This window comes from Pseudophaeobacter sp. A-200-2 (assembly GCF_041008815.1).
Classification (GTDB): domain Bacteria; phylum Pseudomonadota; class Alphaproteobacteria; order Rhodobacterales; family Rhodobacteraceae; genus Phycobacter; species Phycobacter gallaeciensis_A.
On sequence record NZ_JAXGFU010000010.1, the window covers coordinates 214,119 to 227,203 of the forward strand.

The 13,085-nt window shown below is 61.7% G+C and carries 11 protein-coding genes and 1 tRNA gene; 5 read left to right on the forward strand and 7 right to left on the reverse strand.

Annotated features, from left to right (window positions below; translation table 11 throughout):
• The first annotated feature begins 426 nt into the window (after window positions 1-426).
• A complete protein-coding gene (locus SM766_RS16520; protein ID WP_368948487.1) occupies window positions 427-1,260 on the forward strand; it encodes a hypothetical protein in 834 nt (277 codons plus the stop codon).
• Window positions 1,257-2,345, forward strand: a complete 1,089-nt coding sequence (locus SM766_RS16525) for an endonuclease/exonuclease/phosphatase family protein (protein WP_368948488.1) — start codon at window positions 1,257-1,259, stop codon at window positions 2,343-2,345. The genes SM766_RS16520 and SM766_RS16525 overlap by 4 nt, the downstream gene beginning before the upstream one ends.
• Here the strand turns inward: SM766_RS16525 and SM766_RS16530 are convergent.
• Window positions 2,331-3,245 (reverse strand): sugar nucleotide-binding protein, encoded by a 915-nt coding sequence (locus SM766_RS16530; RefSeq protein WP_368948489.1) that lies wholly within the window; start codon window positions 3,243-3,245, stop codon window positions 2,331-2,333. The two genes, SM766_RS16525 and SM766_RS16530, sit on opposite strands and share 15 nt — an antisense overlap.
• A 92-nt stretch (window positions 3,246-3,337) precedes the next feature.
• On the opposite strand from SM766_RS16530, the gene SM766_RS16535 reads away from it, so the two are divergent.
• Window positions 3,338-4,246 (forward strand): LysR family transcriptional regulator, encoded by a 909-nt coding sequence (locus SM766_RS16535; RefSeq protein WP_368948490.1) that lies wholly within the window; start codon window positions 3,338-3,340, stop codon window positions 4,244-4,246.
• A 73-nt stretch (window positions 4,247-4,319) separates the two neighbouring features.
• Window positions 4,320-5,423, forward strand: coding sequence for a 3-isopropylmalate dehydrogenase (leuB, locus tag SM766_RS16540; RefSeq protein WP_065271702.1), 1,104 nt, complete (start codon window positions 4,320-4,322; stop codon window positions 5,421-5,423).
• On the opposite strand, the gene SM766_RS16545 is transcribed toward leuB, so the two are convergent.
• Window positions 5,420-7,033, reverse strand: coding sequence for a Na/Pi cotransporter family protein (locus SM766_RS16545; RefSeq protein ID WP_368948491.1), 1,614 nt, complete (start codon window positions 7,031-7,033; stop codon window positions 5,420-5,422). The two genes, leuB and SM766_RS16545, sit on opposite strands and share 4 nt — an antisense overlap.
• Before the next feature lie 133 nt (window positions 7,034-7,166).
• Between SM766_RS16545 and SM766_RS16550 the strand changes: the two genes are divergently transcribed.
• Window positions 7,167-7,243, forward strand: a tRNA-Pro gene (locus SM766_RS16550).
• Between the two features lie 55 nt (window positions 7,244-7,298).
• On the opposite strand, the gene SM766_RS16555 is transcribed toward SM766_RS16550, so the two are convergent.
• From SM766_RS16555 to SM766_RS16575, 5 genes are all read right to left on the reverse strand, one after another.
• Window positions 7,299-8,588 carry a TRAP transporter large permease gene (locus tag SM766_RS16555; RefSeq protein WP_065271704.1) on the reverse strand — a complete coding sequence of 430 codons (1,290 nt, stop codon included), beginning with the start codon at window positions 8,586-8,588 and terminating at the stop codon, window positions 7,299-7,301.
• 69 nt (window positions 8,589-8,657) lie between these two features.
• Entirely contained in the window at window positions 8,658-9,662 is a 1,005-nt protein-coding gene (locus SM766_RS16560) for a TRAP transporter substrate-binding protein (protein ID WP_368948492.1), read from the reverse strand.
• Window positions 9,663-9,684: 22 nt separating this feature from the next.
• Entirely contained in the window at window positions 9,685-10,173 is a 489-nt protein-coding gene (locus tag SM766_RS16565) for a TRAP transporter small permease (protein WP_368948512.1), read from the reverse strand.
• Window positions 10,174-10,215: 42 nt separating this feature from the next.
• Window positions 10,216-11,352 (reverse strand): FAS1-like dehydratase domain-containing protein, encoded by a 1,137-nt coding sequence (locus SM766_RS16570; protein WP_274831201.1) that lies wholly within the window; start codon window positions 11,350-11,352, stop codon window positions 10,216-10,218.
• A 37-nt stretch (window positions 11,353-11,389) separates the two neighbouring features.
• Window positions 11,390-12,949, reverse strand: coding sequence for an acetate--CoA ligase (locus SM766_RS16575; RefSeq protein ID WP_368948493.1), 1,560 nt, complete (start codon window positions 12,947-12,949; stop codon window positions 11,390-11,392).
• Window positions 12,950-13,085 lie beyond the last annotated feature (136 nt).

The window sequence follows — 13,085 nt, forward strand, 5'->3', positions numbered from 1 at the left end:
GGCATTGCCATTCTGACACATTTGAAAGCCGCCCGTTCCGGGCGGCTTTCTTTGTTCCTGCACAGCCCCATTTGCGGCACCGCGCCACAATTGAGACATATTCCCTAAGATTCTCGCGGCCCGCGCAATCGCAGGCTGACCCCGTCATGACGGCTTGCGGTTGCCCCAACCGCTTCCCCTAAATCTGGTATATCGGCCTACAAGGTGCTGAAACAGAAGGCATCTATTGATGTATTCCGGCACCAGTTCCAGCCCGAACACCCGCCCGGGTGGTGGATTCTCTTTCAGCACCCTTGAGTGGTTTCCTGCCAGCGTGCAGAAATAGGGCAGAATTGAGGCAGACTCCTGGACGCAGATCCGGGGCACAAGTTGGAACAAAGGCACGGCAAAGCACCGGCCAGTCCAGGTTGAAGGGAACAGATCGTAGTGTTTGCACGCATCATAGGCGCGGCAACCCGCGGCGTATTGGTGGCATTGTTGATCGCGATGCCGTCCTTGCTGCTGCCGGTATCGGCCACCGAATCCCCCGAGATTATCGTCTTCATGGCGCTTCTGGGGGGCACCCTTACCTTTGCCGAATATTTCTCCAGCTTTCCCAGCTTTGTCGAATTCCGTCAGGCACCGCCGCTGAACCGGATGCGGTTCCTGTCTCTTTTTGCCATGGTCGGGTTGCTCAGCCTGCTCGCCCGCCATCCGCTGGACCCGACCGGTCTGACCGCATTGGTGCATGAAGTGGCCGCGCGACTGGGCGCCGGGATGGATTTCGCCTACTCCCCGGTGCAGTTGACCACCCTGATGATGCCCGCCGATGTGCCCGACGCAACGGTTCTGGCGGTTCGCTCGGCAGCCGGGATCAGCTATCTGGTGGCGGCGCTCAGCATCATAACCTTTGCGCTGGCGGTCCGCATCGGGAACTGGCCGCTGGGCAACGGCGCCTTCAACGTCTGGGTTAACTTGCCGCTGTTCGATCCCACCACGGGCGGCGATGTGGTGATCCGTCTGCAACGGGACGGACGCGTCAACATGGTGATCGGCGCGCTGCTGCCGTTTGCCATTCCGGCGGCCATCAAACTGGCCTCGGGAATCATTGACCCCGCGGTGTTTGCCGCACCGCAGACTCTGGTCTGGACGGTCAGCGCCTGGGCCTTTGTCCCAGCCTCGATGATCATGCGCGGGCTGGCGCTGATGCGGGTGGCCGAGTTGATCGCCCAGCGCCGCCGCGCCGCCTATGCCGATCCCGAGACTCTGCAAACCGCATGAGACGCCGCGCCGGTCTTGTTCTGTCCGGTGCCTTCCTTTTGCTGTCTCTGTTCCTGCCCGCACAGGCTGATACGGTGCGGATCGCGACCTTCAATACCGAACTGTTCCGCAAGGGTCCCGGCCTGCTGCTACGCGATATCGAGCGCGGAGAGGACCCGCAGATCGCCGCCGTGATCGACGTCATCCTGGCGGCAAAGCCTGATGTTCTGACCTTGCAGGGTATTGACTGGGATTATCATAACCGGACCCTTCGGGCGCTGGAGCGCCATCTGGCGCTCGCCGGGCATCCTTTCCCCTATCTGTTTGCCGCCGCGCCGAATGCTGGCCTTCCCACGGGTCTGGATCTGGATGGTGATGGACGTCTGGGTGGCCCGGGGGATTCCCAGGGCTATGGCGATTTCACCGGCCGCGGCGGAATCGCCGTCCTGTCCCGTATCCCCATCGACACGGCTGAGGTTCTCGACCTTTCGCCGATACTGTGGCGCGACCTGCCCGGTGCGTTGCTGCCACAAAACGCGGACGGCACCCCCTTCCCGTCGGCCACGGCGCAGGCGGTGCAGCGGCTATCCTCCACCGTCCATTGGGTGGTTCCACTACGCCTGCCCGGTGGAGCGCGGCTGGATTTGCTGACCTTTCAGGCGGGACCACCGGTGTTTGATGGACCGGAAGACCGCAATGGCCGCCGCAACCATGACGAAATCCGCCTGTGGCAACTGTTGCTGGATGGCCGCCTGCCCGAACCGTTCCAGCCTGCGGATCTGCGCCAGTTCGTGATCGCTGGCGGCGCCAATCTGGACCCCGGCAAAGGCGCGGGCATCAAAGCCGCAATCCGCCAGCTATTGGACGATCCCAGACTTCAGGACCCCCGCCCCACCAGTGCCGAGGCGGGCCTCAACACGGTGGAGTGGGATAGCGCCGGGCAGATGCGGGTCGACTATATCCTCCCCTCGGTCAATCTGCCGGTGGCAGATGCAGGGGTGCTCTGGTCCCTCCCGGGCACGGACAGCGCCTCCCGCGCCAGCCGTCACCGGCTGGTCTGGGTTGATATTGAACTGCCAAGACCGGATCCTTCAGGCTCCGACTAAGCGGCGGGAACGAAGATCCTGATCAAGCCTCTTTTTCACATAGGCGGCAGGCAGCGCTCGCGATATCGCCTCGGCCAGTGGCGTTTCCTGAAAATCTGGGAGGAGGTTCCGCAACACGCTGCCGTCCAGCCGGTGCGCCGTATTCCAGAGGTAGCGCATCTCCAGCAGGCAGCGCCCCATCGGCCAGACCGGTGCCGCCAGCCTTAATGGCCACCACGACATGCCTTTCAGCGCGACCGGTTTGTTCAGGCTCTCATTCACTGCCGCAAACAGCTCTCGCCCCGTGAGGGTGTAGCCCGGAAACGGCACATCCAGATAGACCGGCAATTCATCCCCGCGCGCAGCCAGTGCAACGGCAGCCCGCGCCAGATCCGGCAGAAAGGCCCAGGCATGCTGCAGATCCGGGTTACCAGGATAGACGAACCGGCCCTTGGCCAGTTTCGCCGTCATCACCGCGTCAAACCAATTGCCCGACTGTTCGGTATCCAGAAAATCACCTGCTCTCAGAACGATGGTCCGCACGCCAGAAGTCCGGTAGGCGTTCTCCATCGCGATGCGGATGCGGCCCAAGGGATTTTCGGCCCGATGGGGCGAGCGTTCGGACCAGGGCGACGATGTGCTGGCACCAAAGACATAGACATTGCCCGGCACAATCACCGTGGCGCCGCTGGCCTTGGCCGCCGCGATGATCTTTGCGTGCAGATCCGGTACCTGCGCCGCCCAGTCGGGATAGGCCGGGTTCCAGGCCGCAACGATCACATCCTTGCCCTGCGCCGACTGCATCAGATTGTCCCGTTTGCGGTCAAAGCGGGTGACCTCGGCCGCCGCCTGTTCAAAGGCATGGGCGCAAGCACGGCCGAACCGGCCAGAGGCGCCGAGAATGAGAACCTTCCGTGTCATGTTCTGTTCCTTCCATCGTGGACAGGCTCAATGTATCCATTCACCAAAATATACCAATTGCATAAATTTTCAGATCTGCCATTCAATATTGAATGGACAAAACGACACTCAGCGACTGGTCCCTGATCCAGAGCTTCCTTGCCGTGGCCGAAACCGGCTCGCTCTCGGCGGCGGCCGCGCAGCTGGGGCGCAGCCAGCCCACCATGGGCCGCCATATTCAGACCCTCGAAGAGCAGCTTGGGCAGCGGCTGTTCAACCGCCATCCGCGCGGCCTACACCTAAGCCCGGAAGGCGAAGCATTGCTGCCGATGGCGCAGGACATTCACGCCCGCATGCACGCGATCGGCCTGACCGCGGCGGGCCAATCGCAGGATCTGAAGGGCACCGTGCGCATCACCGCCAGCATCTTTGCCTCACATTACATCTTGCCGCAGATCCTTGCTGATATCCGCGCTGCGCTGCCGCAGATCGAACTGGAACTGGTGCCCAGCGATGCCTCGGAAAACCTGGTGTTTCGCGCTGCCGATATCGCCGTGCGCATGTACCGCCCGACCCAGCTTGATATTGTGACCCGCCACATCACGGACCTGCCGCTCGGGGCCTTTGCCGCCAAACGGTATCTGGACCGCCGCGGACGGCCAACAGATCTGGAAAGCCTCTGGGCCCATGATCTGATCGGCTATGACGACGACGATCTGATCCTGCGCACCATGCGGGCAATGGACATCCACGCGGACAGGCATCACTTTGCCGTCCGCTGTGACAACCAATCCGCCTACTGGCAGCTCTTGCGGGCGGGCTGCGGGATCGGGTTTTCGCAATGCGGTGTCGCCCATCTGGACCCCGAGGTGGAAGAGCTGGATCTGGACATTCACATACCTCCCCTGCCGGTCTGGCTGGCGGCCCATTCCAGCATGCGGCAGACCCCACGGATCAGGCGGGTCTGGGATATGCTGGCCACCGGGCTGGAAAAGGCTGCAAAGCGGCCTCCGGCCCCTTAAATTCAAGGCCGCGTTATTGACCCTGCCCGCGGTGCAGAGTACCCCAATTCCAGCTATTTCAAGGAGGAAGCGCATGTCCAACCCATCGATTCTGATTCTGCCCGGAGACGGCATCGGCCCCGAGGTCATGGGCGAGGTCCGCAAGGTCATCGGCTGGTACGGTGACAAGCGCGACATTCAGTTCGATGTGAGCGAGGATCTGGTCGGCGGTGCCGCCTATGACAAGCACGGCACCCCGCTGCATGACGACACCATGGCCAAGGCACAGGAAGTCGACGCCGTCCTGCTGGGCGCCGTGGGTGGCCCGAAATACGACGTGCTGGACTTCTCGGTGAAACCGGAACGCGGCCTGTTGCGCCTGCGCAAGGAGATGGACCTTTACGCCAACCTGCGCCCTGCGCAGTGCTTTGACGCGCTGGCGGATTTCTCGTCCCTGAAAAAGGACGTCGTCGCGGGTCTCGACATCATGATCGTGCGCGAACTGACCTCTGGCATCTACTTTGGTGAACCGCGCGGCATCATCGAGGAAGGCAACGAGCGCGTCGGTATCAACACCCAGCGCTACACCGAGAGCGAGATCGACCGCGTTGCACGCTCCGCCTTCGAACTGGCGATGAAACGCGACAAGAAGCTCTGCTCGATGGAAAAGGCCAACGTCATGGAATCCGGTATTCTGTGGCGCGAAGTCGTGACCGAGGTCGGCAAGGAATACCCCGAGGTCGAGCTCAGCCACATGTACGCCGACGCCGGCGCCATGCAGCTGTGCCGCTGGCCCAAGCAGTTCGACGTGATCGTTACCGACAACCTGTTCGGCGACCTGCTGTCCGACGCCGCAGCGATGCTGACCGGCTCGCTGGGCATGCTGCCATCGGCCAGTCTTGGCAAACCGATGGCCAACGGTCGCCCCAAGGCGCTCTATGAGCCGGTGCACGGCTCTGCCCCCGACATCGCCGGTCAGGGCAAGGCGAACCCGATTGCCTGTATCCTCAGCTTTGCCATGGCGCTGCGCTATTCCTTCGACATGGGCGAAGAGGCTGACCGGCTCGAAGCCGCTGTCGAAAAGGTTCTGGCCGATGGTGTCCGCACCGCAGACCTTCTGGGCGAAGAAGGCGTCACGCCGGTCTCGACCAGCGAAATGGGCGACGCCATCGTCGCAGCTCTCGACGCCAGCCTCTAAGGCGCGTCGCTGTTTTCGGCTGCGGCGGGATCTTTCGCCGCAGCCAGCGCCCCGCGCGCAACCCCGCCGTAATACGCGATCCGTTCGGCATGATGCAGGCAGCGCTGCATCCAGCGCATCGCATCGGTATGGGAAAACACATCCGACAGACTGTAGATACCAGCGTGTTCTCCCAGCAGCAGCGCGCGCCGGTGGCGTTTGGTGCGCCGCTCGATCAGGTCATACAGCCGCCCCAGGCGGGCCACCGTCTTCTCCTCCTCTGCGCGCCCTTCAGCAAGCTGCGCCAAGGCAAGCCCCATGGCCTGCGCCGGACGTCGCAGCATCGGATCCTCTGACAGGGTCGCTGCCCGCCCTTTCTGCCCGCTCCGCGCCATAAGGCGCATCAGGTGGTCGGTCTGATGCAGCAGCGCGGCATAGGCACGCTCCTGATCTTCGCGCCCTTCCGACAGACGGATATCCGCCAGAAACTCTGACAGCTGCTGCAGGGCCTCCTGCGCCGACTGCAGCGCCGACAGGGGCCGGTAATCCGGCGGATCACGCAGCGCGGCGGCCAGAGCCAGATTGAGCCGCTCGGAAATGATGGCCGTGGCGGCCTCGCCTGCGACAAGGGACAGCCCTGGATCCTGCAACAGGGCCCGATCCAGATCGATCAGCGGCGCAGCGGGATGGTCCGGCACCAGCCGCGCGACCATGGCGGCAAATTGCTGAGTTATCGGCAGGAACATCGCGGTCCCGACGATGTTGAACCCCATGTGAAAGATCAGGACTGTCGTCACCGCCCCGGTTGCCTGTTCCAGCACCGGCAGCCACGCTGCGCCGGACAGAAGCGCGGCAAAGGCCACGACCGAGGTCGCCACGTTGAAGAACAGATTGGCCAGCGCCGTCTGCCGCATCGGGCGCGAACCGCCGACCGAGGCGAGAATTGCGGTGAACGTGGTGCCGACATTCATCCCGATCACGATGGCCAGCGCCTGCTCCAGCGGCAGGGCACCGCCCTGAACCATCACCAGTGCCAGCGCCATTGCCGCCGAGGATGACTGCATCACGATGGTCAGCCCGGCACCCAACCCCACCAGCAAGACCAGCCCCCAGAGCGTGCCGCCCGGCAACATCTGCGGGGTGAGCAGTTCGGAGGCCCCGGCCATCCCCGCCTGCATCAGATCCAGACCAATCAGCAACAGGCACAGGCCCGACAGCATCCGCCCGGCCCGCGCCACCGCACCGCGCCCCAACAGGTCCGCCAGCCCGGCCAGCAGCAGACCGGCCATCGCCACGCTGCCCAGCTTCAGCTTGAAACCCAGCAGGGACACCAGCCAGCCGGTTGCCGTGGTGCCGATATTGGCGCCATAGATCACCCCCAGCGCCTGCGGCATGGTCAACAACCCCGCCCCGACAAACCCAACCGTCATGACAGTGGTCGCGCTGGAGGATTGAATCACCGCTGTCGACAGGGTTCCGGTCATGACCCCGCGCAGCGGCGTTGTGGTGAACCGGGTCAGGATGTCCCGCAAATTTGAACCGGCCGCGTCCCGCAGCGCCGCCGTCATGATCTTCATTCCCACAAGGAACATACCGATGCCGCCAAGCACCGTGAGATAGTCTGCTGACATGTCAGCCTCGTTTTTCCCAAGGATGGCGCCCTGCCGCGCGGGACGCAAGTTTTCACAATCCGCGTTCATTGCAAAAAAGCATGACAAATCGGCTTGCAAAACCCGCGCGCCGGGTATAATCCCGCGCCACGGTCGGAGTGTAGCTCAGCCTGGTAGAGCACTGTCTTCGGGAGGCAGGGGCCGGAGGTTCGAATCCTCTCACTCCGACCAATAAAGCAAGGCGCCCAATGGGCGCCTTTGTTGTTTCTCGTCATATGTGCTTGGGTCAGCCAAGCATCAGAGATGGCAGCCAGAGCGTGATCTCCGGAAAGCACAGCAGTACCACCAGCACCACGAGTTCCATCAGAAGGAACGGCACGATGCCCCGGAAAATAGTGCCCAGCGCAACCCCAGTTTGGGCCGATGCAACATAGGCGTTCAGGCCAAGCGGTGGCGTCAGTAGCCCGATCTCGACCGTCTTTGTCACCACGATCCCGAACCAGACGGGGTCATAGCCCAGCGCCATCGCGGTCGGAAACGCCAGTGGCATCGCAAGGGACAGGATCGCGAGCTGGTCCATAAACATGCCCATAACCAGCAGGATCAGTACCATGAAGGCCAGAATCGCTGCACGCGGCAGATCCGTGGTCGATGCGAATTCCAAAAGCGCATGGGTGATCCGCGTGAAGGCCAGATAATTCGCGAAGATCGCCGAACAGGTGACGATGGCAACGATCATGACGGTCGCCCGGATGGCCGCGGACACAGATGTGCTCAGGCCGACAAAGGTTATGCTGCGCTGCACAAGAACAATGATGAGCGATCCCATCACGCCAAGCGCCGCAGCCTCGGACGGAGAGGCGACACCGCCGTAAATGGCACCGATGACGCCGACCATGAGCAACCCCATTGGGATCACGTGGCGGCTGGCCTTGACCGCCTTGCCCAGCTGGAACGGGTCCCCTTTGGGCGCCTGATCCGTACGTGTCGCGATGATCTTGATCACCAGAGCCAGACCCGATGCCGTCAGCAATCCCGGCACGATGCCGGCAATGAACAGCTGCCCGATCGAGGTTTCCGTGAGGACGCCATAGACAACCAGCACGATGGACGGCGGCACCACCACGGCAAGCGTGCCCCCTACACTGACCACGGCCGCCGCCAGACGGTCAGCGTAGTTATGGTTACGCATCTCTGGAAAGGCCGATGCGGCCATTGCCGCAGTTGATGCGGTCGAACTACCCACCAGCGCCGCCAGCAGCACAGAGGAGGCCACGGTTGCCATCGCAAGGCCGCCTTTGACATGGCCGATCCAGCACTGGCAGGCATGGATCGCGCGGCGCGTCACATCGCCCGAGGTCAAAAGCTCTGCCATGAGGATGAACAGCGGGATCGCCACCAGAATGAACGAGGACGAGCTGTCAAAGAAGATGCGTTCCAGCACAGCGAATGCAGGGCGCCATCCCAATTGCAAGGCAAGTCCGATGAAGCCAACCAACCCCATGGCGAATGCGATCGGCATCCGGAACACCATGAATAGGGCCAGCAGGCAAAGAAGGGCGAGGAAAGTGATCATGTTCGCGGCTCTGTCTTCAGGATCCGGGCAGCCAGATGGGCGCCCGGATCGTTTCAGTCTTTGTCGGGCTTACTTCGAAGTCAGGGCACGATAGTTTTCGAGAACCGCCTCTGCGCCATCCGCATTGATACGCTCCAGCCAGTCCTGGCCAACCAGTTTCATGCTGTCGGTGAGGCTTGCCAGTTCCGCGTCAGAGAACGTGTAGGTGTCGATTCCTTCGTCCTTCCACTGAGTGACAAGACCTTCGACCGAGTCATCCTGCGCCTTTGCCACATGCATGGCCGTTTCTGCGCCCAGCTCCAGCATTTTGGCCTGCACATCCTCGGGAAGGTCTTTGAACAGGTCACTGCGTACGACCATTACAAAGCTATAGCCGCCGAAGGATCCATTCGTGGAAATATGGCTCACCACTTCGTTGAGCTTGTAGCCCGGCACCGATGCCAGCGGGAACAGAACCGCATCAAGCCGTCCGCGCTCTACCGCCGTGTAGACCTCTGGCCCCGGGATTGAGATACCCACTGCACCCATGGAGCGGGCCGTCATCGCCTGTGTCGAGCCAGACGTCCGGATATCCAGCGCCTTCCAGTCTTCCGCCAGACCAAGCCGTTTCTTGGCAAGCACCTGATAGGGGGGCAGCACGAAACCGAAGATCGGCGTGACACCTGCCGCCAGCAGTTCCTCGCGCAGCGGTCCCTCCTTCAGCATCGCCTGAAGCGCCTTGGTACCCTGCTGGGCCGAGCTGTAGAACCCCGGCAAGCCGACCACCGAATTCAGCGGCAGGGATTCCGCGTGATAAAGCGTGCCCAGAAGCGCCGCGTCGAGAATGCCGTTATTCACGGCATCCAGCTGTGCCTTGGATTTTGCCGCCTGCTGCGACGGGAAATGCTGGAACGAGAGCGCACCTCCGGTGGCCTCTTCCACCGCTGCCATCCAGCGCGTGGTGCCCTCGATCGACACGATATGGCTGGTCGACTGGAAATCCCCAAGGCGCAGCGTCTCGGCGATACCGGCTGTTGCGGTCATGCCCAGAGCGATGATCGCGGAAACCGCAGTGATCTTCTTCAAGGTCTTCATTTCGTTTCCTCCCATTGTTGGTTTATCGGGTGAGATCTGGCTCCGCAGGACGGAACACATCATGGATCAGCCGCAGGACCAGCACACCGCACCCAAGAGGTGCGACGGCATAGGCCCACCCGAGCGGCCAGTCGATCACGCCATACTCGACCTCGTGATGCGCAAAGGCACCCCAGGCAAATTTCGCAGACATGAAGGTGATCGCGGCAAAGAAGGCGGCAGGCAGAAGCAAACGCGCCTTTGCCAGCAACGTTCCCCAAAGACCGGGGAGGGTCTCTGGGCCAAAATCCAGGGCGAGATGACCACCGTCCCGGAACACCCGCGACAGCGACAGCGTCGCCAAGGCAGGCATCAGGTAGAGCTCGGTCAGTTCGAACTGGATCTGGACCGGGCGGTTCGCGATCAGACGCAACAAGAGATCTGCGTTGATCAGGACCGCTACGGCAACCAGAGCGAGGCACCCGGCAAGATGCAGGGTGTCCTCGATTTTTCTCAGCGTGCGTTCGATCATGGTCAAACCAGCCTCCCTTCTGGTTGACGCGAGCGCCCAGGCTTAACGCTTGGGCAGCTCGACGATTGCAGAGCCCATGGCGGACATTTCGCCATCCTGCTGTTCTGCACGTTGCTGGATTTCAAGCAGATAGCGACCATCTTCCTCATACTTGCGAATGACGGTGCCGTGGATCAGGATGATGTCGCCTTCGGGGTTGTGCCGACGCACCTGGCATTTCGCCTGCCGCAGGAACCCATCATCGCCCATCCAGTTGGTGATCTGATGTGTCAGCCAGGACGTCCGCTCGGGACCATAGTCATAGGCGCCGGGCGCACCAACTTCGAGCGCGAATTCCTCTTCCCAGTGAACCCGTTCGGGACAATCTGGAATGCCGTAGCGGTTCTTCGGACCTGCGCTCGGGTGTTTCTGCTGCAACTGCCAGGCAAGCTTGTTGGCCCGGATATAAAGACCGCCCCAACCCTGCGCATAGGCGATGAAGCCGGTGGCCGTCATCGGCCCCTTGACCATGGTCGGCAGCTCGGTGCCTTCGGAAACGTCATCCCAATAACGGGTCTCGGCGCCGCGGATTTCTTCCTGCTCGTAATACTTGTAGTATTCTTGCAGTTCGGCCTCGGTCCAGACACGGCGGCCCTTCTCCTTGGCTTCTGTATACTTGGTGCCATTCTCACGCGCCTGATCACGGTCGGTGCGGAAGCACCAGCTGTCAGCATCCGCCACAAGATCGCCCGTCGCAGTGTCATAGAAATCGACGTGATAGATCTGCTGGACGGCTTTCCCTGCGAAACGGGTGTCGTGTTCGACCAGATCCTTGAGGTAGGCCTCGGTGCGGAACTCCATGTTGCGAGTGATGGTCTTGTGCCAGTTCCAGTTGGCCCCCGACCACATCGCGTGCACGCCCGGCAGGCCACCCACATAGCCCGAGATGATCCGGTTCGTCGCGAACAGGAACGAGGGCAGCGCGATCACATCGCCATACTTGGTGGTCTTGGCATAGTCCGGATCACACCACAGCGGGTTGTCGTCACCAATGCCATGGGCGTAGTGGCGAATGTTGTCTCGGGTCGCTTCATAGCACCAGGGCTCGACCGTTTTTTCGATCTTTACGCCAACGCGTTCGCGCAGATCGTCAAGCCCTTCCTCGGTGATCTTCGGAAATTTCCGGGTCATTTCATTCATTCGTTTTCCTCCTAGAATTACGTTTGGTGCGCGCGGATCAGCCCGCGGTTTCCAGTTGCCTGGCTTGTTGATCTCTCAGGATTTTTCGGTTCACCTTGCCTGCCGGGGTTTTTGGCAGTTCGGTGACAAATTCGATCTGGCGGGGGTATTCGTGCCGCGCGAGCTTGGAGCGGACATGCTCCTGGATGTCTTCCTTGAGCCCGGCAGTCTCCGCTGTTTTCAGGATAATGTAGGCCTTGACGACCTGACCGCGCAGCTCATCCGGGGCGCCGATCACACCACACTCGGCAACGGCGGGATGGCTCAGCAGCGCATCTTCGACCTCAACCGCGCCGATGGTCCAGCCTGCGGAAATGATGACATCGTCCGCCCGGCCGCCGTGGTAGAAATAGCCATCCTCATCGACCCGCCCCAGATCCTTGGTCGGGAACCATGTGCCCGCCTTTTTGACCATGAGCTCACCGGTCTCTCCGGGGTCACAGGGGGAGCCATCGTCGCGCTGGACCTGCACTTCGACGCCGGGAACGGCCTTGCCCATGGCTCCGTCCCGCACCTCCAGATCATCCGCACCCGGATAATTGGCAATGATGACGCCGATCTCGGTGGTGCCATACATCGAGCGGACCTTGGTGCCGAAGACACGTTCCACATAGGCCGCGGTTTCGCTGTCGATCGGCTCACCCGTGAAGGAGAGCTTGTCGAAATGATAGGTGAAATCTTCGGCCCGGCCGGAGTTGCGCATCATCCGGTAATGGGTCGCCGCAGCCGTGAGGTTGCTGATCTCGAAATCGTGCAGGGCCTGCAACAGGCGTACCGCGTCAAACTTGCCCGAGAACGTGCCGGTCGACACGCCAAGGGCCAGCGGTGCCAGCGTGCCGTGCCAGAACCCGTGCCCCCAGGCTGGTGAGGACGGACAGAAGAACTGATCGCCCGGGCGGATGCCCGTTGCATAAAGCGCCGCGACCATCAGCGTCACTATGGAACGGTGGTTGTGCTTCACCGCCGCAGGCAGCAGGCGGGTGGTCCCGGATGTGTACTGCAGGACGGCAAGGTCGTTCCCTGCGGTCGAGCATTCGAATTCGCCAGGAAAACCATCCAGTCCATCAAGGAACTCTGCATCTGCGACAACAACCCGTTCGGCGCCACCTTCGACGGCTTCCGGCGCCTTCTCTGCGTTGGTGAACAGGATCTTCGGCGCGCAATCCTCGACCCGCAGGCGGATCCCGTCAGGACCAAAAAGGGTGAACATCGGAACCGCCACGGCACCTGCCTTCATCGCGCCGAACATTACGCAGTAGAAGGGCAGCGACGGCTCGATCATGACCGCGATACGGTCACCTTTTTGGACGCCCTGCGACACCAGATAATGCGCAACCTGGGAGGACCGGCTGGCCAGTTCCGCAAAGGAAACGATCTCATCCTGCCCCGAGGCATGCGCAATTCGCAGCGCCGTGCGATCCCCCGCTGCGTGGCGGTCCACGCATTCATGCGCAATGTTGAAGTTGTCGCGATCCCCATCGAAGAGCGCCCAGAGCGCATCCTTCGAATAGTGCGTCAGCGCGTCAGCGTAGGATGTGAAATCCGTCAGGCGTTGCATCGCCAATCCTCTCCCTTTCGTCGTCCGGCAAGCACGTCATCGCGGCCTGCCCGTGTTCGTTGACAACGGTAGGGATCAGGATATGTTATTGTCAATACGATATAATTATTGTATATACGCAATGAAATCAAGCGTT